This is a genomic window from Streptomyces sp. LARHCF249, assembly GCF_052871255.1.
In genome coordinates, this window is the sequence record NZ_JBIXJQ010000002.1 from 776,588 (window position 1) to 794,330 (window position 17,743).

At 71.9% G+C, this 17,743-nt stretch carries 17 protein-coding genes and 1 pseudogene; 13 read left to right on the plus strand and 5 right to left on the minus strand.

Annotated elements, in window-relative coordinates; genetic code table 11:
- Positions 1 to 1,797, minus strand: a complete 1,797-nt coding sequence (locus ACIPUC_RS08360) for an AMP-dependent synthetase/ligase (RefSeq protein WP_446587578.1) — start codon at positions 1,795 to 1,797, stop codon at positions 1 to 3.
- 242 nt (positions 1,798 to 2,039) lie between these two features.
- On the opposite strand from ACIPUC_RS08360, the gene ACIPUC_RS08365 reads away from it, so the two are divergent.
- The 6 genes from ACIPUC_RS08365 (at position 2,040) to ACIPUC_RS08390 (ending at position 7,012) form a co-directional block, all read left to right on the plus strand.
- Positions 2,040 to 2,867, plus strand: coding sequence for a metallophosphoesterase family protein (locus ACIPUC_RS08365; protein ID WP_446587686.1), 828 nt, complete (start codon positions 2,040 to 2,042; stop codon positions 2,865 to 2,867).
- Between the two features lie 108 nt (positions 2,868 to 2,975).
- Positions 2,976 to 3,419 carry an SRPBCC family protein gene (locus ACIPUC_RS08370; RefSeq protein WP_446587580.1) on the plus strand — a complete coding sequence of 148 codons (444 nt, stop codon included), beginning with the start codon at positions 2,976 to 2,978 and terminating at the stop codon, positions 3,417 to 3,419.
- A gap of 19 nt (positions 3,420 to 3,438) precedes the next feature.
- A complete protein-coding gene (locus ACIPUC_RS08375) occupies positions 3,439 to 4,638 on the plus strand; it encodes an ArsA-related P-loop ATPase (protein ID WP_446587582.1) in 1,200 nt (399 codons plus the stop codon).
- Between the two features lie 72 nt (positions 4,639 to 4,710).
- On the plus strand, positions 4,711 to 5,175 hold the full coding sequence (locus tag ACIPUC_RS08380) for a DUF5304 domain-containing protein (RefSeq protein ID WP_446587584.1): 465 nt from the start codon (positions 4,711 to 4,713) through the stop codon (positions 5,173 to 5,175).
- A gap of 61 nt (positions 5,176 to 5,236) precedes the next feature.
- A complete protein-coding gene (locus ACIPUC_RS08385; protein WP_446587586.1) occupies positions 5,237 to 6,178 on the plus strand; it encodes an ROK family glucokinase in 942 nt (313 codons plus the stop codon).
- Positions 6,179 to 6,250: 72 nt separating this feature from the next.
- The gene (locus tag ACIPUC_RS08390) at positions 6,251 to 7,012 is read left to right on the plus strand and encodes an endonuclease/exonuclease/phosphatase family protein (RefSeq protein WP_446587588.1); all 762 of its coding nucleotides are present in this window, start codon (positions 6,251 to 6,253) and stop codon (positions 7,010 to 7,012) included.
- Positions 7,013 to 7,152: 140 nt separating this feature from the next.
- On the opposite strand, the gene ACIPUC_RS08395 is transcribed toward ACIPUC_RS08390, so the two are convergent.
- Together ACIPUC_RS08395 and ACIPUC_RS08400 are read right to left on the minus strand one after the other, a co-directional pair.
- Complete coding sequence (locus ACIPUC_RS08395; protein ID WP_446587589.1) at positions 7,153 to 7,755, minus strand: hypothetical protein; 603 nt, start codon at positions 7,753 to 7,755, stop codon at positions 7,153 to 7,155.
- Entirely contained in the window at positions 7,748 to 8,527 is a 780-nt protein-coding gene (locus ACIPUC_RS08400; protein ID WP_446587688.1) for an alpha/beta hydrolase, read from the minus strand. The genes ACIPUC_RS08395 and ACIPUC_RS08400 overlap by 8 nt, the downstream gene beginning before the upstream one ends.
- A 170-nt stretch (positions 8,528 to 8,697) precedes the next feature.
- On the opposite strand from ACIPUC_RS08400, the gene ACIPUC_RS08405 reads away from it, so the two are divergent.
- The 5 genes from ACIPUC_RS08405 (at position 8,698) to ACIPUC_RS08425 (ending at position 13,578) form a co-directional block, all read left to right on the plus strand.
- The gene (locus ACIPUC_RS08405) at positions 8,698 to 9,432 is read left to right on the plus strand and encodes a lysophospholipid acyltransferase family protein (RefSeq protein ID WP_446587690.1); all 735 of its coding nucleotides are present in this window, start codon (positions 8,698 to 8,700) and stop codon (positions 9,430 to 9,432) included.
- A gap of 32 nt (positions 9,433 to 9,464) precedes the next feature.
- Entirely contained in the window at positions 9,465 to 10,676 is a 1,212-nt protein-coding gene (macS, locus tag ACIPUC_RS08410) for a MacS family sensor histidine kinase (protein WP_446587591.1), read from the plus strand.
- 23 nt (positions 10,677 to 10,699) lie between these two features.
- A complete protein-coding gene (locus tag ACIPUC_RS08415) occupies positions 10,700 to 11,344 on the plus strand; it encodes a response regulator (protein ID WP_443303132.1) in 645 nt (214 codons plus the stop codon).
- A 145-nt stretch (positions 11,345 to 11,489) separates the two neighbouring features.
- Positions 11,490 to 12,518, plus strand: coding sequence for a 6-phosphofructokinase (locus ACIPUC_RS08420; protein ID WP_446587692.1), 1,029 nt, complete (start codon positions 11,490 to 11,492; stop codon positions 12,516 to 12,518).
- Positions 12,519 to 12,585: 67 nt separating this feature from the next.
- A complete protein-coding gene (locus tag ACIPUC_RS08425) occupies positions 12,586 to 13,578 on the plus strand; it encodes a 2-hydroxyacid dehydrogenase (protein ID WP_446587593.1) in 993 nt (330 codons plus the stop codon).
- A gap of 14 nt (positions 13,579 to 13,592) precedes the next feature.
- Here ACIPUC_RS08425 and ACIPUC_RS08430 read toward each other — a convergent pair whose 3' ends face one another.
- Positions 13,593 to 15,461, minus strand: coding sequence for an anthranilate synthase family protein (locus tag ACIPUC_RS08430; protein WP_446587595.1), 1,869 nt, complete (start codon positions 15,459 to 15,461; stop codon positions 13,593 to 13,595).
- A gap of 324 nt (positions 15,462 to 15,785) precedes the next feature.
- On the opposite strand from ACIPUC_RS08430, the gene ACIPUC_RS08435 reads away from it, so the two are divergent.
- Both ACIPUC_RS08435 and ACIPUC_RS08440 read left to right on the plus strand, forming a co-directional pair.
- The gene (locus ACIPUC_RS08435) at positions 15,786 to 17,150 is read left to right on the plus strand and encodes a class II 3-deoxy-7-phosphoheptulonate synthase (protein WP_446587597.1); all 1,365 of its coding nucleotides are present in this window, start codon (positions 15,786 to 15,788) and stop codon (positions 17,148 to 17,150) included.
- Positions 17,151 to 17,297: 147 nt separating this feature from the next.
- On the plus strand, positions 17,298 to 17,567 hold the full coding sequence (locus tag ACIPUC_RS08440; protein ID WP_446587599.1) for a (2Fe-2S)-binding protein: 270 nt from the start codon (positions 17,298 to 17,300) through the stop codon (positions 17,565 to 17,567).
- Positions 17,568 to 17,584: 17 nt separating this feature from the next.
- Here ACIPUC_RS08440 and ACIPUC_RS08445 read toward each other — a convergent pair.
- Positions 17,585 to 17,743: pseudogene (locus ACIPUC_RS08445) on the minus strand (bacterioferritin); the annotation flags it as partial.

Here is a 17,743-nt window from a genome sequence, read left to right on the forward strand (position 1 = left end):
CTAACCGCGGTACAGGGCTTCGATCTCGTCCGCGAAGTCCTTCGCGACCACATTCCGCTTGAGCTTCAGCGACGGCGTGATGTGGCCCGACTCCTCCGTGAACTGGGAGGGCAGAATGCGGAATTTCCGCACCGATTCCGCCTTGGAAACCGCCGCGTTGCCGTCGTCGACGGCCTTCTGGACGGCGGCGTTCAGCTCCGCGTCGTCGCGCAGCTGCGCCGCCGTCACACCCGCCGGCTTGCCGTTCTCCGCGGCCCACCGGCCGAGGAACTCCTCGTCGATGGTGACCAGCGCGGCCACGAACGGCCGCCCGTCGCCGACGACCATGCACTCCGCGACCAGCGCGTGCGCCCGGATCCGGTCCTCGATCACGGCGGGTGCGACGTTCTTGCCGCCCGCGGTGACGATCAGCTCCTTCTTGCGCCCGGTGATCGTCAGGTAGCCGTCCTCGTCGAGGGTGCCGACGTCACCGGTGTGGAACCAGCCGTCGGTCAGGGCCTCGGCGGTCGCGGTCTCGTTCTTCCAGTAGCCGGTGAAGATCTGCTCGCCGTGCAGCAGCACCTCGCCGTCGTCCGCGATGCGCACCACGGAGCCCGGCATGGGCTGGCCGACCGTACCGATCTTCTGCTTGTCCCACGGGTTGAAGGTCGTCGCCGCGCAGGACTCCGTCAGGCCGTAGCCCTCCAGCACCGTGAAGCCGATGCCGCGGAAGAAGTGCCCGAGCCGCTCGCCCAGCGGCGCTCCGCCGGAGATCGCGTACTCGCCGCGCCCGCCGAGGACCGCGTGCAGCTTGCTGTAGACGAGCTTGGTGAAGATCTTGTGCTTGAGCTTCAGGCCGAAGGACGGCCCGCGCGGGGTGTCCAGTGCCCGGCTGTACGCGATCGCCGTCTCGGCTGCGGCGTCGAAGATCTTGCCCTTGCCGTCGGCCTGCGCCTTGGCGCGCGCCGAGTTGTAGACCTTCTCGAAGACGCGCGGCACACCGAGGATCAGGGTGGGCCGGAAGGACTGCAGCTCGTCGGTGAGGTTCTTGATGTCCGGTACGCAGCCCAGCCGGATCGGCGCCAGCACGGCCGCCACCTCCACCAGGCGGCCGAAGACGTGCGCCGCCGGGAGGAACAGCAGGACCGAGCACTCGCCGGTCTTGAACAGCGGCTTCAGCCGCTCCACGGCGTTGCCGCACTCGGCGAAGAAGTTGCGGTGGCTCAGCACACAGCCCTTGGGGCGGCCGGTGGTGCCCGAGGTGTAGACGATGGTGGCCGGGTCGTCGGCGCACGCCAGGCTGCTGCGCTCGTCGACCTCGGCGTCGGTGATCGCGGCGCCCGCGCTCTTCAGCGCTTCGAGGGCGCCCTGCTCGAGCTCCCAGACCTCGCGCAGTTCCGGCAGCCGGTCGCGCAGCGAGGCCACGGCCGCGCTGTGCCCGGGGCTCTCGACGACCGCTGCGACGGCGCCGGAGTCGCCGAGGATCCACTGGATCTGCTCGGGCGAGCTGGTCTCGTACACCGGGACGGTGACGCCGCCCGCCGTCCAGATCGCGAAGTCGATCAGCACCCACTCGTAGCGGGTGCGGGAGATCAGGGCGACCCGGTCGCCGGGGCGGATGCCCGCCGCGATCAGGCCCTTGGCCGCGGCCCGGACCTCGGCCAGGAATTCGGTCGCGGTCACGTCCTGCCACCGGCCGTCCACCTTGCGGCTCATGACGGCGGTGTCGGGATGCTGCGAGGCATTGCGGCGGATGAGATCCGTCAGGTTCCCGTCCGACGGGACCTCGTACAGGGCCGGAAGGCTGAACTCGCGCAAGACTGCTGCTCCTCTGGGCGCCATCGCCACCATGTGGACCGACCGGACGTTACCCACCGGTAGTGGGTTCCGGATAGAGGGAACCGGCCAGATGTTCCCTGCGTCACACAACACGGCCTTTTCGAGCCGACAGTAGTCGACCCCGTCGGCGACTTGGAAGTAACCGCAGGTCCGGCTGCATCTGGCACCCCCTCTACCCCGTCTTCACCGCGCCGCCCTAGGGTGGCCGCATGGGTGGCAGCATGCGGGACCGGACGTCGGGCACGAGCGGATCGAGCCGCACCGGGCTCCGCGACGCGGCCCGCACCCGGGTCCACGTCGTGAGCGACGTGCACGGCAACTCCGAGGCCCTCGCCAGGGCGGGGGACGGCGCCGACGCGCTGATCTGCCTCGGCGACCTCGTCCTCTTCCTCGACTACGCCGACCACTCGCGCGGGATCTTCCCAGACCTGTTCGGCGTCGAGAACGCCGACCGGATCGTCGAACTGCGCACCGCGCGCCGCTTCGCGGAGGCCCACGCCTTCGGGCGGCAGCTGTGGGCGGGGCTGGACCGGGAGCGGCTCATCGAGGGCGCCGTCCGCCGCCAGTACGCACAGATGTTCGCGGCCTTCCCCACCCCGACGTACGCGACCTACGGCAACGTCGACATCCCGGCCCTGTGGCCGGAGTACGCCGACCGACCCGGCCTCACCGTGCTCGACGGGCAGCGCGTGGAGATCGGCGGCCGGGTCTTCGGCTTCGTCGGCGGCGGCCTGCCCTCCCCGATGAGGACCCCGTACGAGGTGGACGTCGAGGAGTACGCCGCCAAGGTGGAGGCGCTGGGCGAGGTGGACGTCCTGTGCTCGCACATCCCGCCGGAGGTGCCGGAGCTCTGCTACGACACGGTCGCGCGCCGTTTCGAACGCGGCAGCGAGGCCCTGCTGGCCGCCATCCGGCGCACCCGCCCCCGCTACGCCCTCTTCGGGCACGTCCACCAGCCGCTGGCCCGGCGGATGAGGATCGGCGCCACCGAGTGCGTGAACGTCGGGCATTTCGCGGCCACCGGCAGGCCCTGGGCCCTGGAGTGGTGAGCTCCGCACGCACGGTAGCCTTCGGGCGGCGGCCGAAGGCCGCACACTTCCTCGAATCCATCCCCCAGCTGCCGCTGGGAGGTACCCCACCCCGGAGGAGCGACCGCGATGGCGGAACACACCAGCTCAAGCATCACGATCGACGCCTCGCCGGCCGACGTGATGGCCGTGATCGCCGACTTCGCGCGTTACCCGGAGTGGACGGGCGAGGTGAAGGAGGCCGAGGTGATGGCCGCCGACGCCGACGGCCGGGCCGAAAAGGTCCGGCTGCTGCTCGACGCGGGCGCGATCAAGGACGACCACACCCTGTCCTACACCTGGAAGGGCGAGGACGAGGTCAGCTGGACGCTGGACAAGTCGCAGATGCTGCGCCAGCTGGACGGCTCGTACCGGCTGGCACCGCTGGAAGGCGGCAAGCGCACCGAGGTCACCTACCAGCTGACCGTGGACGTCAAGATCCCCATGCTCGGCATGATCAAGCGCAAGGCCGAGAAGGTCATCATCGACCGCGCTCTGGCCGGCCTGAAGAAGCGCGTCGAATCGACCGGCTGAGACCGAGGCCCTGAACACCGTGCACACCGTGCTGATCACCGGCCCCGGCGGGGCCGGACGGACCACCGTGGCCGCGGCCACCGCCCGCGCCGCGGCCCGGCAGGGGCGGCGGGTGCTGCTGCTGTCCGGCGACGTCGGAGACCCGCTCTCCGCCCTGACCGGGGAACCGGTGGGGGAGCCCGCCGAGGCCGCCCCCGGACTGCCGGCCGTCCCGGTGGCGGGCGGGATCCGGGTGGCCCGGGTGGACTCCGGCGAGGAGTTCCGGGAGGAACTCGTCGCCCTCCAGGAGCGCGGATCCGCCCTCCTCGGGATGGTCGGGGCCCGGCCGCTGGGCGCCGAGGAACTCACCGAACTGCCCGGCGCCGAGCAGTTCGCGCTGCTGCGCGCCCTGCGGCGGGCCGCCGCCGCGCCGGACTGCGACCTCGTCGTCGTCGACCTGCCCCCGCTGCACCAGGCCCTGGCCGCCCTCGCCCTCCCCGCGCAGCTGCGCCGCTACCTCGCCCGGCTGCTCCCCGCCGAGCGGCAGGCCGCCCGCGCCCTGCGGCCCGTACTGGCCCAGCTGGCCGGCGTGCCCATGCCCGCGCAGTGGCTCTACGAGACCGCCGCCCGGTGGGACGAGGAGCTCGCCGCGGTCCAGGCCGTCATCGAGGCCGACACCACCGAAGTCCGGCTGGTCGCCGAACCGGGACCGGCCGCCGCCGACGCGATCCGCCCCGGCCGGCTCGGGCTCGCCCTCCAGCAGCTGCCCGTCTCCGCGGTCGTCGCCAACCGCCTCCTGCCCGAGGGCTCCGTCGACCCCTGGCTCGCCGGGCTCGCCGCCCAGCAGGAGAAGTACGCCTCCGCGTGGGCCGGGGAGGTTCCCGTGGTCCGGCTCGGCCACCTCGGACGGGACCCGCGCGGCCCGCAGGACCTGGACCTGCTCGCCGCCGACGGACTCGCCCCGCAGCGGCCCGCACCCCGCCGGGCCTGGACGGTCGAGGACCGGCTCGCCGAGGACGGAGTGCTCGTCTGGGTGGTCCCGCTGCCCGGTGCGCACAAGCGCGAACTCGACCTGATCCGCCGCGGCGACGAGCTGCTGATCACCGTGGGCCCGTACCGGAGGATCGTTCCCCTGCCCGCCGCGCTGCGCCGCTGCACCGTCTCCGGAGCCGCCCTGGCCGAGGACGCGCTGCGCATCCGCTTCACCCCGGATCCCGGTCTGTGGCCCCGCACGTCCTGATCCGTGTACCGCCGTTCGGGTACCGTCGAAGGTAGCCACTACCGCACACCGCAGCCGCCGCAGGAGTCCGCCATGAGCGAGGCCACCGACCGCCCCACCGACGACGACGCCTGGGCCAAGGCCTGCGCCGAGGACCTCGCCGCCGAGAAGGAGCGCCTGCGCGGGCAGGGCGGGGCGGGGGGCCAGGGCCCCGGGACCGCCGCCGAGGAGCTGTTCAAGCTCTTCGAGGCCGTCGCCGACAAGGTGTCCGGCCTGAACAACCCCCTCGTCGGCAGCGCGGCCCAGGGCGCCGTGCGCCAGTTCGTCAACCAGGCGAAGACCGCCGCCAAGCCCGTCATCGAGCGCAACCCCGAGGTCTTCGACCACCTCGCGGCCGCCGGATCCGAGCTGCTCGCCGCCTACCGCTCGGCGGTCGAGGGCCACGAACGCCGCTGGACGCGCGGCGAGCCCCCGGCCCCCCGGCAGGCGCCCGGCGAGCGCGATCCCCGCGACGAGGGCCCTGGTGACGGCCCCGCCGAGCGGATCGATCTCGACTGAAGGCCCTCCGCCCTCGGGTACGGTGGGCCGTGGCGGGGTTTGACCGGAAACCGAGGGACTAATGGGACTCACCATCGGCGTCGACATCGGCGGCACGAAGATCGCGGCCGGCGTGGTCGACGAAGAGGGCACCATCCGTGAGACGTACAAGGTGCCCACCCCGCCTACCGCGGACGGAGTGACGGAGGCCATCTGCGCCGCCGTCTCCGAAGTCAGCAGCAACCACAAGATCGACGCGGTGGGCATCGGCGCCGCCGGATACGTGGACGACAAGCGCGCGACCGTGCTCTTCGCGCCGAACATCAACTGGCGCCACGAGCCGCTCAAGGACAAGGTCGAGCAGCGCATCGGCCTGCCCGTCGTGGTGGAGAACGACGCGAACTGCGCGGCCTGGGGCGAGTACCGCTTCGGTGCCGGCCAGGGCCACGACGACGTCATCTGCATCACGCTCGGCACCGGCCTCGGCGGCGGCATCATCATCGGCAACAAGCTGCGCCGCGGACGCTTCGGCGTCGCCGCCGAATTCGGCCACATCCGGGTCGTACCGGACGGCCTGCTGTGCGGCTGCGGCAGCCAGGGCTGCTGGGAGCAGTACGCCTCCGGGCGCGCGCTCGTCCGCTACGCGAAGCAGCGCGCCAACGCCACCCCCGAGAACGCGACGATCCTGCTCGCCCTCGGCGACGGCACCCCCGAGGGCATCGAGGGCAAGCACATCAGCCAGGCCGCGCGGCAGGGCGACCTGGTGGCCATCGACTCCTTCCGCGAGCTGGCCCGCTGGGCCGGCGCCGGCCTGGCCGACCTGGCCTCGCTCTTCGACCCGTCGGCGTTCATCGTCGGCGGCGGGGTCTCGGACGAGGGCGACCTGGTCCTCGACCCGATCCGCAAGTCCTTCAAGCGCTGGCTCGTCGGCGGCTCCTGGCGTCCCCACGCGCAGGTACTGGCCGCCCAGCTGGGCGGAAAGGCCGGGCTCGTGGGCGCGGCGGACCTGGCGCGCCAGGGCTGACGCCTCCTCCTCGTACGTGGCCGCCCGCCGCGCCCCTTGGGGGAGCGGCGGGCGGCCGCATATCTTGCGGGGATGGACCAGTTGCTGCCCTCGCTGCCGAAGTCCCGTACGGAGCCCGACGGTTCTGCCGTGATCCGGGTACTCACCTACAACATCCGCTCGCTGCGCGACGACGAGGAGGCGCTGGCCCGGGTGATCCGGGCCTGCGCACCGGACCTCGTGTTCGTACAGGAGGCGCCGCGGTTCTTCCGCTGGCGCAAACACGCGGCGAGGCTGGCCGCGAAGTGTGACCTGGTGGTGCTGGGCGGCGGCGCGACGGCGGCCGGGCCGCTGCTGCTGTCCTCGCTGCGGGTCTTCGTGGAGCGGACCGAGGACGTGCTGCTGCCGCGCACCCCCGGCCTGCACCGGCGGGGCTTCGCGACGGCGGTGGTCCGGATCGGCGGCGCCCGGGCGGGCCTGGTCTGCGCGCACCTGTCCCTGGACCGGACGGAACGCCGGGCCCAGGCGGATCTCCTCCTGGACCGGGTCGGGGCGCTGGACACCCCGTACGGGATCGTCGCCGGCGACGTGAACGAGGGCCCGGACGGGCCGGCCTTCGGTCAGCTCGCGGGAACACTGCAGGACTGCTGGTCGGTGGCCCCGTGGGGCGGGGAAACGACCTTCCCGGCGGCGGCGCCGGGCCTGCGCATCGACGGGATCTTCGCGACGAAAGGGGTGGAGGTGCTGGGCTGCGGTGTCCCTGCGGGGCTGCCCGGCGTGGCGGCCGCGGACCTTCTGGCGGCCACGGACCACCTCCCGGTCCTGGCGGCCCTCCGCCTCGACGCTGCGCGGTAGCCCTGCGGTCAAAGCTGCGGCGCCGCTGCCGGGGGCTCTGCCCCCGGACCCTCCCCCGGCTACCGCCGGGGGTGCCCCCAGCGCCTCAAACGCCGGCGGGGCTGGATCGTGCCGGCGATTGAGGCGCGGTGGGGCGAGCCCTAGACCACGGCTCCGCGGCCCGGGTCGTCGTCATCGTCGTCGCCCTGTGCCATGCGCGCGACCAGCGTCGCGAAGCCGCCCAGGAAGCCGCCGATGCCGAGGGTCGTCAGCCACCAGGTCATCTCCCACTGCAACAGCACCGCCAGGAGCAGCAGCACCGGGCCGCCGACGACCGCCAGCCAGGCGAACTTCGACGTGGTGTCCGCCTCCGGGAGCTCCGGCTCCGGGGGGACGAAGTGGCCCTCGTCCGCCGGCTCCGCGAGCGAGTGGTCACGCGGGCCCGGGGCCGGCGTGCCGACGCCCGGGGCGAAGACCACCGAGCTGCCCAGCGCGGCCGGGGGCTCCGGATCCGGCTTTGGCTCGGGCTTCGGCTCAGGCCCGGGCTCAGGTCTGGGCTCGGGCTCGGACCCCGCCGCGGCCTCCGGCTCCGGCGGCAGCGGCTTCACGTCCTCCTCGGGCAGCAGGAGGTTCTCGATCGGCTTGAACGGCCGGGCCCCCGGCGGGTCCGGCGGCTCCTGCCCGTACCCGGCGACGATCGCCGCCCACGCCGCTTCCTCGTCCAGCGGCGGAACCCCGCCCGACTGCTCCTCGTGCTCAGCCACCCGCCTGCGCCCCCTCCCTGCCCACGCTCTCCGCCAGTCGGCCGACGAACGCATAGCTGTCCGCGAAGATCCGCTCCGCGTCATGGTCCAACGTCGCGACGTGGTAGCTCTGTTCCAGCAGGGTCTCGGTGACATCGGTGGACGAGATCCGCGCCAGGATCCGCGCCGAGTCGGCCGGCGGTACGACATGGTCCTGCGGGCTGTGCAGCAGCAGCACGGGCTGCGTGACCTGCGGCAGATCGACGTCCACCAGCTGGAAGAACTTCCGCAGCGAGTGCGCGGCCCGCGTCGGAACCCGGTCGTAGCCGACCTCGTCCGACCCCGGCTTCGCGATGTCGCTCGCGATGCCCGCCGTCGACCGGATGAAGTGCTGGGCCACCGGCAGGGCGAAGGCCAGCGGGTCGTGCACCTTGTTGGCCGGATTGACCAGGACGATGCCGCTGATGGCGTCCCCGAACTTGGCCGCCAGCCGCAGGGTCAGCGCGCCGCCCATGGACAGGCCGAAGACGAACACCTGCTCGCACCGGTCCAGCAGCTCCCGCAGCGCCCGGTCCACCTCGGCGTACCAGTCCTGCCAGCCCGTGAGCTGCATGTCCTGCCAGCGCGTCCCGTGCCCGGGCAGCAGCGGCAGCGACACCGTGAGCCCCTTCCCGGCGAGATACTCGGCCCAGGGACGCAGCGACTGCGGGGAACCGGTGAAGCCGTGGCAGAGAAGGACTCCGACCTCTCCGCCCTCGTGGCGGAACGGCTCGGCTCCAGGGAGGACGGGCACCAGGGTCTCCTTGATCATGATGTACATCAGGTGGGTGCGTTGCTCTGTGTGACTTCACCGTACGCGACCGGGGTGACACCGACCAGGGCCGTCGGGCCGCTGCCGGGAGAGCCAGGGGATATGGTCTGATCGACAGACACAGGAAGGCTTTCGAGTTGATCTACGGCGCAATGAAGTTCTCCATCGGCGGTTCCCTGAAGCTCGCCTTCAGGCCGTGGGTGGAGGGCCTCGAGAACATTCCCGCGGAGGGGCCGGCGATCCTCGCGAGCAACCACCTTTCCTTCTCCGACTCCTTCTTCCTCCCGGCCGTACTGGACCGGAAGGTCACCTTCATCGCGAAGGCGGAGTACTTCACCTCCCCGGGCGTCAAGGGCAAGCTGACGGCCGCCTTCTTCAAGGGTGTCGGCCAGCTGCCGGTGGACCGCTCCGGTGCGCGCGGGGCCGGTGAGGCCGCCATCAAGAGCGGCATCGACGTCATCGAGCGGGGGGAGCTGTTCGGTATTTACCCCGAGGGGACGCGTTCACCCGACGGCCGGCTCTACCGCGGCAAGCCCGGCGGCCTGGCCCGCGTGGCCCTCGCCACCGGCGCCCCCGTGATCCCGGTGGCGATGATCGACACCGAGAAGATCCAGCCGCCCGGCAAGGTGGTCCCCAAGCTGATGCGCCCGGGCATCCGGATCGGCAAGCCGCTGGACTTCAGCCGCTACCACGGCATGGACGGCGACCGCTTCATCCTCCGCTCGGTGACCGACGAGGTCATGTACGAGATCATGAAGCTTTCCGGCCAGGAGTACGTGGACATCTACGCCACCGCGGCCAAGCGCCAGATCGCCGACGCCGAGAAGGCCGCCGCCAGGGCGGAGAAGGCCGGGAAGGCCGAGAAGGCAGACGGCGCGACGGAGTAGGGACGGGCGAACCGCCCGCGGGGGTGGGGGAGATGGCGAAACGCGAACGCGTCGTACGCATGTCGGTCGAGCAGCCGCTCTGGCGTGCCCTGACCGTGTACCGGCTGCTGACCATGGTCTACGCCGTGGGGCTGTTCGGTTCCGCCTACAAGCGGTTCGACCGCCCCGGGATCGCGGTCGGCTACCTCGCCGTCCTCGCGGTCTGGACCCTGGCCACCCACGGCAAGGTGGCGAACGCCGCCAGCTGCACCAAGCGGTTCCTCGGCGTCGACCTCACCGTCGCCCTCGTCGGGATCCTGCTCACCCCGCTCGCCGACACCCACGAGCGGATCGCGGCCGGCGGCCCCACCCTGCCCACCATCTGGACGGCCGGCTCGGTCCTCGCCTTCGCCATCAAGGGCGGCTGGCGCTGGGCGTGCGTCGCCTCCACCTTCGTGGCCGTGGCCAACATCGCCGTCCACGGCGGCGACCCCACCCGGGACGCCCTGCACAACGTCCTGCTCGTCTGGGTCGCCTCCGTGGCCATCGGCTACGTCGTCGAGGTGGCCCGGGCCAGTGAGGCCACCCTCGCCCGCGCCCTGGAGATCGAGGCGGCCACGCGCGAGCGCGAGCGCCTCGCCCGCGACATCCACGACGGGGTCCTCCAGGTCCTCGCCATGGTCCAGCGGCGCGGTGCCGAAATGGGCGGCGAGGCCGCCGAGCTGGGCCGGATGGCCGGTGAGCAGGAGGTGGCGCTGCGCTCGCTGGTCTCCAGCGGGCTGGTGCAGCCCTCCCGGGTCTCCCGCGACCAGTCGCGGGGCGCGCTGGTGGACGCGTACGAAGTGGACGAAACCGGCGCGGCCGGGGGCGAGCTGGACCTGCGCGCGCTGCTCGCACCGCACGCCGGGTGCCGGGTGAGCTTCGCCGAGCCGGGCAGCCCGGTGCAGCTGCCGGCGCCCGCGGCGAAGGAGCTGGCCGCGGCTGTCGGCGCCGCCCTCGACAATGTGCGCAAGCACGCCGGGGAAGGGGCCCGTGCCTGGATCCTGCTCGAGGACTGGGGCGACGAGGTGATCGTGACCGTCCGGGACGACGGCCCGGGCATTGCGGCGGGCAGGCTCGACCAGGCGGAGGGCGAGGGCCGGATGGGAGTGGCCCTGTCCATCCGCGGCCGGCTGCGCGATCTCGGCGGCAGCGCCGAGCTGGTGTCCGTCCCCGGACAGGGCACCGAGGTGGAACTGAAAGTACCGAGGGGGAGGACCCAGTGAGCGAACCGCACGAGATCAAGGTGATGGTCGTCGACGACCATCCGATGTGGCGGGACGCGGTCGCCCGCGACCTGGCCGCCGCGGGCTTCGACCTGGTGGCCACCGCCGGCGACGGACCCGAGGCCGTGCGCCGGGCCCGCGCCGTCACCCCCCACGTCCTGGTCCTCGACCTCAACCTCCCCGGCATGCCCGGGGTCCAGGTCTGCAAGGAGCTGGTGGGGGCCAACCCCGCCCTGCGGGTGCTGGTCCTGTCGGCGAGCGGCGAGCACGCGGACGTCCTGGAGGCGGTGAAGTCCGGTGCGACCGGCTACCTGCTGAAGTCCGCCGGTGCCCAGGAGCTGATCGACGCGGTCCGCCGCACGGCGGCCGGCGACCCGGTGTTCACCCCGGGCCTCGCCGGGCTGGTGCTCGGCGAGTACCGGCGGCTGGCCACCGACCCGGCCCCGGCCGCCTCCGACGAGGCGAAGGCGCCGCAGCTGACCGACCGGGAGACCGAGGTGCTGCGGCTGGTGGCCAAGGGGCTCTCGTACAAGCAGATCGCGGAGCGGCTGGTCATCTCCCACCGCACGGTGCAGAACCACGTCCAGAACACCCTGGGCAAACTCCAGCTGCACAACCGCGTGGAGCTCGTCCGGTACGCGATCGAACGGGGCCTTGACGACGTCTAGCCGGTGGCGTCGGTCGTACTTATGTCCTCGTACGAGTGAACGGGCGTACGCAACGCCTCGGAATTCCGCCCGAATTGACTCTTCCAGACCTCTCGCTGTGACCTGGGTCACCACTAGCGTGACCGTCATGGCGAAGGGAGATTCCATGAAGGTCGGAGTGCTGACCGGCGGCGGTGACTGCCCCGGGCTCAACGCGGTGATCAGGGCCGTCGTCCGCAAGGGCGAGCAGGAGTACGGCTACGGGTTCATCGGATTCAAGGACGGCTGGCGGGGTGCGGTCGAAGGGGCCACGGTCCCCCTGGACATCCCCGCCGTCCGCGGGATCCTGCCCCGGGGCGGCACCGTCCTCGGCTCCTCGCGCACCAACCCGTTCAAGGTGGAGCACGGGGTCCGGCGGATCAAGGACAACCTCGCCAAGTACGAGGTGGACGCGCTCATCGCGATCGGCGGCGAGGACACCCTCGGGGTCGCGGCCAAGCTGTACGAGGAGTACGGCATCGCCTGCGTCGGCGTGCCCAAGACCATCGACAACGACCTGTCCGCGACGGACTACACCTTCGGCTTCGACACCGCCGTCGGCATCGCGACCGAGGCCATCGACCGGCTGCACACCACGGCCGAGTCGCACATGCGCGTCCTGGTCGTCGAGGTGATGGGCCGGCACGCCGGCTGGATCGCCCTGCACTCGGGGCTCGCGGGCGGCGCCAACGTCATCCTCATCCCGGAACAGCGCTTCGACATCGACCAGGTGTGCGCCTGGGTCACCTCCCGGTTCAAGGCGAGCTACGCGCCGATCGTGGTGGTCGCGGAGGGCGCGATGCCCACGGACGGGGAGCTGGTCCTGAAGGACGCCACCAAGGACTCCTTCGGGCACGTCCGGCTGTCGGGCGTCGGCGAGTGGCTGGCCAAGGAGATCGAGGCGCGGACCGGCAAGGAGGCCCGCACGACGGTGCTCGGGCACGTCCAGCGGGGCGGTACGCCGAGCGCCTTCGACCGGTGGCTGGCGACCCGCTTCGGGCTGCACGCGATCGACGCGGTGCGCGACGGGGACTTCGGCAAGATGGTCGCGCTCAAGGGGACGGACATCGTGCGGGTGCCCATCGCCGAGGCCACGGCGAAGCTGAAGACGGTGGACCCGGCGCTGTACCGGGAGGTCGGGGTGTTCTTCGGCTGAGCGGCGACACGGACCCATGGGTCGTAGGGTGACAAACGACCCATGGGGTGCGAGTACGGGAGCTGGTGTGGAGATCCTGGCATTCGGTGTGACCGCCGACGAGAGGCCGCTCATGGAGCGCGCCTTCGACGGGCAGCACGAGGTGCGCTGCGTCGACGTGTTCCTGAGCGAGGACACCGCTCCCATCGCGGCCGGGTACGAGATCGTCTCCTCCAGCGTGAACGCGGACCTGGGCGGCCGGGTGCTGCGGACCCTCGCGGCGGGCGGGACGAAGCTGATCGCCCAGCGCTCCACGGGCTTCAACAACATCGACCTGGACACGGCCCGGCAGCTGGGCATGACGGTCAGCCGCGTCTCCTCCTATTCGCCCTACTCGGTGGCCGAGTTCGCGTGGGCCCTGGCGCTGGCCGTGAACCGGCGCATCGTCCGGGCCTCGAACCGGACCCGGGACTTCGACTTCCGGCTGAACGGGCTGATGGGCCGGGACATGCGCGGCCGCACGGTGGGCGTGCTCGGCACCGGCAAGATCGGTGAGGCGTTCACCCGGATCGCGCACGGCTTCGGGATGAACCTGCTCGGCTGGGACATCGCGCAGAACCCGGCCTGCGTGGAGCTCGGCATGAAGTACGTGGACAAGGACGAGCTGCTCGCGTCCTCGGACCTGATCAGCCTGCACGTACCGCTGCTGGAGTCCACCCACCACATCATCGACTCGGCGGCGCTGCGGCTGATGCGGGACGACGCGATCCTGGTGAACTCCAGCCGCGGCGGGCTGGTCGACGCGGACGCGCTGGTCGCGGAGCTGCGGGCCGGACGGTTCGCGGGCGTCGGGCTCGACGTGTACGAGGCCGAGGCCGGGGTGTTCTTCCTGGACAAGTCCCTGGAGGCCGTCGAGGACGACACCCTGGCCCGGCTCGTCACGTTCCCGCACGTGGTGGTGACCTCGCACCAGGCGTATTACACGGCGGACGCGGTGGGCCAGATCATCGACACCACGGTCGCCAACGTCGCCGACTACCTGGCCGGCCGGCGCTCGGAGAACACCCTCGTGCCCTCCTGACGCCGGGGCCGGGGCTAGGCCGGGGCGCCCGCCCGGACCCCCTCCACCAGCTCGCGCAGCAGGCCGGCGCCGCGGAGGGTGAGGACCGACTCCGGGTGGAACTGGACCCCCGCGAAGCCCCCCGCGGCGGAGCGAAGGGCGTGGACCTCGCCCGTGTCCGGGTCACGGGCGACCTCCACCCCCGCGGGCTCGGCTCCGGCATCGCACCGCGCGGTGTAGGTGTTGTAGAAGCCGACCACCTCCTGCGCCCCGAACAGGTCGATCCGCGTCTGCGCCCCCTGCGCCGGCTCCGCCTTGCGCACCAGCGGCAGCCCCAGCTCCGCCGCCAGCAGCTCGTGGCCCAGGCAGACCCCCAGCAGGCCGTGCCGGTGCCCCGCCAGGAGATCCGCGGCCAGCCGGCGCAGCATCCGCATCTTCGGGTCGGCCGCGTCGGCGGGGTTCCCCGGGCCAGGGCCCAGCAGGATCGGGCCCTCCCACGCCAGGGCCGCCGCCCGCAGCCCGGGATCGTCGTAGCGGCGTACGGTCACCTCCAGCCCGGCCGCCCGCAACACGTGGGCCAGCATCGCGGTGAAGGTGTCCTCGCCGTCCACCACCAGCGCGTGCCCGGTCGGCGCGGCCGGCTGCTCCTGCATCCGCAGCCAGAAGGGGGCCAGGTCCGCCCGCCGGGCCGCCAGGGCCGCCTGCACCCGCGGATCGTCCGCCAGCCGCGCCCCCTCGAAGGCCGGCCGGGGCGCCGCCGCCCGGACCCCGAGCGCCGCCAGCACCCCGGCGGCCTTGGCGTGCGTCTCCGCCACCTCGCCGGCCGGATCGGAGTGGCGCACCAGCGTGGCGCCGACCGGCACCCGCAGCACCCCGTCCCCGTCGATGTCGGCGGTGCGGATCAGGATGGGGGAGTCGAGGGTCTGCCCGCCCGTGGAGTCGACGCCCAGCAGGGCCAGGGCCCCGGCGTAGTAGCCGCGGCCCCCGGCCTCGTACCGCTCGATCACCCGGCAGGCGTTCTGCACCGGCGAGCCGGTCACCGTCGCCGCGAACATGGTCTCCCGCAGCACCTCCCGCACGTCCAGCGAGGACCGGCCGCGCAGCTCGTACTCGGTGTGCGCGAGGTGGGACATCTCCTTCAGCCGCGGTCCGACGACCACCCCGCCCATGTCGCCGACCGTGCACATCATCTTGAGTTCCTCGTCGACCACCATCGACAGCTCCTCGGTCTCCTTGCGGTCGCCGAGGAAGGAGAGCAGGGAGTCCACGGTGGGACCGCCCGCGGGATAGCGGTACGTCCCGCTGATCGGGTTCATCACGACGGTCCCGCCGGCCATCCGCACGTGGACCTCGGGGCTGGCCCCCACCAGGGTGCGGTCGCCGGTGTGGACGACGTACGTCCAGTACGCGCCCCGCTCGCCCTCCAGCAGCCGCCGGAACAGGGCCAGGGCGTCCGCCCGCCCGAAGCCGTCGATCCGGCCCCCATAGGTGCGCCGGATGACGAAGTTGGCGCCCTCCCCGCGGCCGATCTCGTCCTCGATGACCCGCTCGACCGTGGCCGCGTACTCCTCGTCGGGCACGTCGAAGCCGCCCCCGTCGACGCGTACGGCGTGCGCGGGCAGCCCGGCCAGCGCCTCCGGGAGCGGGATCTCGTACGCCTCCTCGGCGACCAGCACGCTCAGCGGCGTGCCGTCGTCGCGCACGTCGAATCCGCGCTCCCGGATCTGCCGGAAGGGGACCAGGGCGAGGGTGGGCAGTTCCCGGACGGGCAGGTCGGCGAGGCGCTCGGCCTCGTGGACCGGGCCCAGGAGCACCTCCACGGTGTCGTGGTCGCGGCCGGGGGTCCGCCGGCGCAGCAGGGCGAACGGCGGGCAGGAGTCGTCGAGCAGTCGGCTGAGGTTCATTCGGAGCGGCGTCCTTCCGGTGGGAGGAGCGGCCCCTGGTCTCCGCGCGAAACACGGAAGGCCGCCCCTCGGGGCGGCCTTCGCGTCGGTCGTGTCGTTTTACGTACGCGCGAGGAGTGGGCCGCCGGAAGCGGGCCACCACCAGTCCTGGTTCGTGTGCGCGTGCATGGTGCGCACCTTAGCCCAGACCGTGCCCCGGGCGCTGGACGCGTCTCGTGGTGCGAAATGAACCATGGATTCCGAATTTCTGGGCCCCGTCGGCCTTCGAGCCCGGCCGTCTCACCAGATGGTCGCAAGGCTGGACAGGACGAATGACACCGTAATGTGTACGAGGTGACCGTGAACGCTGAAACCCAAGCCCCCGCCGCCAAGGCGACCTGGCGAGACCTTCCCGCGGCGCAGCAGCCTTCGTACCCCGATGCCGAGGCTCTGCGCGCTGTCGTCGCGGACCTCGAGTCGTATCCTCCGCTCGTCTTCGCGGGCGAGTGCGACCAGCTGCGCGCCCGTCTGGGAGCCGTCGCCAAGGGCGAGGCGTTCCTGCTGCAGGGCGGCGACTGCGCCGAGGCCTTCGACGCCGTGTCCGCCGACCACATCCGCGCCAAGCTCAAGACGCTGCTCCAGATGAGCGCCGTCCTGACGTACGCGGCCTCCGTGCCCGTCGTCAAGGTCGGCCGCATCGCGGGCCAGTACTCCAAGCCGCGCTCCAAGGACACCGAGACCCGCGACGGCATCACCCTGCCGACCTACCGCGGCGACTCGGTCAACGGCTTCGCCTTCACCGAAGAGGCCCGGATCCCGGACCCCGAGCGGCTCAAGCGCATGTACCACGCGTCGGCCTCGACGCTGAACCTGGTGCGCGCCTTCACCACCGGCGGTTACGCCGACCTGCGCCAGGTGCACGCCTGGAACCAGGACTTCGTGAAGTCCTCCCCGTCCGGGCAGCGCTACGAGCAGCTCGCGCGGGAGATCGACAACGCGCTGAACTTCATGAAGGCCTGTGGCACCGACCCGGCCGAGTTCAAGGCCGTCGAGTTCTACGCCTCGCACGAGGCGCTGCTGCTCGACTACGAGGGCGCGCTGACCCGCACCGACTCGCGGACCGGCAAGCTGTACGACACCTCGGGCCACATGGTCTGGATCGGTGAGCGCACCCGCCAGCTGGACCACGCGCACATCGAGTTCTGCTCGCAGATCGCCAACCCGATCGGCATCAAGCTCGGCCCCACCACCACGGTGGACGAGGCGCTGACGTACATCGACCGGCTGGACCCCGAGCGCGAGCCGGGCCGGCTGACCTTCGTCGTGCGCATGGGCGCCGACAAGGTCCGCGACAAGCTCCCCGAGCTGGTCGAGAAGGTCACCGCCTCCGGTGCGACCGTCGCCTGGGTCACCGACCCGATGCACGGCAACACCTTCGAGGCGGCCTCCGGCCACAAGACGCGCCGTTTCGACGACGTGCTCGACGAGGTCAAGGGCTTCTTCGAGGTCCACAAGGGTCTCGGCACCCACCCGGGCGGCATCCACGTCGAGCTCACCGGTGACGACGTCACCGAGTGCGTGGGCGGCGGCGACGAGATCTTCGTCGACGACCTGCACCAGCGCTACGAGACGGCCTGCGACCCGCGGCTCAACCGAAGCCAGTCCCTTGACCTGGCGTTCCTGGTCGCCGAGATGTACCGCGATCAGTAAGTAGCTTCGTACGACGATGGGGCGCGGATCGATGTGATCCGCGCCCCATCGTCGTATCCAGGTCTTTTAGGTGACCCTAACTTTGGGTACGGTTAGGTAAGCCTCACCGAATAGGGGATGGCTCGCCGAACCGTTCCGCTCAGGGAGGTGAACCGCGTGTACGTCTGCTCTTGCTTCGGGATCACCGACAAGCAGGTCAAGGACCACGCGGCTGCCGGTGCCTGCACCCCGCGCCAGATCGCCTCGGCCACCAAGGCCGGCACCGACTGCGGCTCCTGCGTGCGCACCATCCAGGGCATACTCGGACGCGGTGCGTGCCCCCGCCGGGAACTGCTGGAGAAGGGCGACGCGGCCGTGCTCGCCGCCGACGTGCCGTCGGCCCCGGTGCCGGCGCCCTCGCTCGTGGAAGCCGCGTAGACCGGCTGCCCGACCGGCTAGCTCGGCTGCTCGATCAGCTGCGCGATGTACAGCGGCTCGCCCAGTGACTCGATGAGCTCCAGCTGGGTGTCGAGGTAGTCGATGTGGTGCTCCTCGTCCTCCAGGATCTCCTCGAAGAGGCGCGCGGAGGTGACGTCGCCCTTGCCGCGCATGAC

What these genes read in the sequence shown, in the direction of transcription:
- ACIPUC_RS08365 (WP_446587686.1), top strand. Translation starts at nt 2,040, where the DNA reads ATGCGGGACCGGACGTCGGGCACGAGCGGATCGAGCCGCACCGGGCTC.
- ACIPUC_RS08430 (WP_446587595.1), bottom strand. Translation starts at nt 15,461, where the DNA reads ATGAACCTCAGCCGACTGCTCGACGACTCCTGCCCGCCGTTCGCCCTG.
- ACIPUC_RS08380 (WP_446587584.1), top strand. Translation starts at nt 4,711, where the DNA reads ATGAGCGAGGCCACCGACCGCCCCACCGACGACGACGCCTGGGCCAAG.
- ACIPUC_RS08385 (WP_446587586.1), top strand. Translation starts at nt 5,237, where the DNA reads ATGGGACTCACCATCGGCGTCGACATCGGCGGCACGAAGATCGCGGCC.
- macS (WP_446587591.1), top strand. Translation starts at nt 9,465, where the DNA reads ATGGCGAAACGCGAACGCGTCGTACGCATGTCGGTCGAGCAGCCGCTC.
- ACIPUC_RS08405 (WP_446587690.1), top strand. Translation starts at nt 8,698, where the DNA reads ATGAAGTTCTCCATCGGCGGTTCCCTGAAGCTCGCCTTCAGGCCGTGG.
- ACIPUC_RS08415 (WP_443303132.1), top strand. Translation starts at nt 10,700, where the DNA reads ATGGTCGTCGACGACCATCCGATGTGGCGGGACGCGGTCGCCCGCGAC.
- ACIPUC_RS08370 (WP_446587580.1), top strand. Translation starts at nt 2,976, where the DNA reads ATGGCGGAACACACCAGCTCAAGCATCACGATCGACGCCTCGCCGGCC.
- ACIPUC_RS08390 (WP_446587588.1), top strand. Translation starts at nt 6,251, where the DNA reads ATGGACCAGTTGCTGCCCTCGCTGCCGAAGTCCCGTACGGAGCCCGAC.
- ACIPUC_RS08420 (WP_446587692.1), top strand. Translation starts at nt 11,490, where the DNA reads ATGAAGGTCGGAGTGCTGACCGGCGGCGGTGACTGCCCCGGGCTCAAC.